This window comes from Intrasporangium flavum (genome assembly GCF_001956915.1).
GTDB classification, from domain to species: domain Bacteria; phylum Actinomycetota; class Actinomycetes; order Actinomycetales; family Dermatophilaceae; genus Monashia; species Monashia flava.
Genome location: NZ_MLJO01000037.1, coordinates 1 through 667, shown reverse-complemented (window position 1 = coordinate 667; position 667 = coordinate 1). Strand labels below are relative to the sequence as shown.

The window sequence follows — 667 nt, the reverse complement described above, 5'->3', positions numbered from 1 at the left end:
GTGCGCAGCGCCACGTAGCCCTTGAGCTCCGGGTGGGCGGCGACGAGCGAGGCGGGCAGGCCCGCCGGGTCACGCGTCAGCGTGGCCACCGAGCCACCGGTCACGGCCTCGGCGTCGACCGCCAGGCCCCCGGTCGCCGACCAGTGCAGGCGCCACGAGAGCGTCGCCGGGTCGGTGCCGGCCGGGAGGCCGCTCGCCGGCCACGCGACGAGGTCGGGGCCGACCACGAACGCCTTGGCCTTGGTCAGGTCGGGCGCGGCCCCCGCCTTGGAGGTCTTGACCGAGATCTGGTGCGTGGCCAGCACGTAGCTGATCGTCGTGACGACGCCGTCGGAGGGCACCGTGAAGGCGACGTTCGCGCCGCCGGGCGCGCCACCGGCTCCGTAGTTCTCGTCCCACGTCAGGCCGTGGGCGACCTTGAACTCGTAGCTGCCGGCCGGGATGGCGTCGGTGCTGAAGGTGTACGTGCCGTCGCCGTCCGGGTCCTGCAGCCACGAGCGCATGCAGTCGGGCGACCAGTCGCCGGGGCAGCCGAGCTCGCTCTGGAAGGAGCCCGGCGCCGTGATGATCGGCCCCTGGGCGTCGCTCGTGACCCAGTGCGTGCGGTGGTCGTAGTAGAAGTTCACCGCCTTGCCGGCGGGAACGGTGAGCGGGATGTTCGAGCCGC

The 667-nt window shown here is 73.3% G+C and carries 1 protein-coding gene; it reads right to left on the bottom strand.

The genetic code is table 11. The annotated features are described in order from the left end of the window. The coding region (locus BIV28_RS19340) for a pullulanase X25 domain-containing protein (RefSeq protein ID WP_479723842.1) at nucleotides 1-667 on the bottom strand (667 nt) is incomplete at both ends.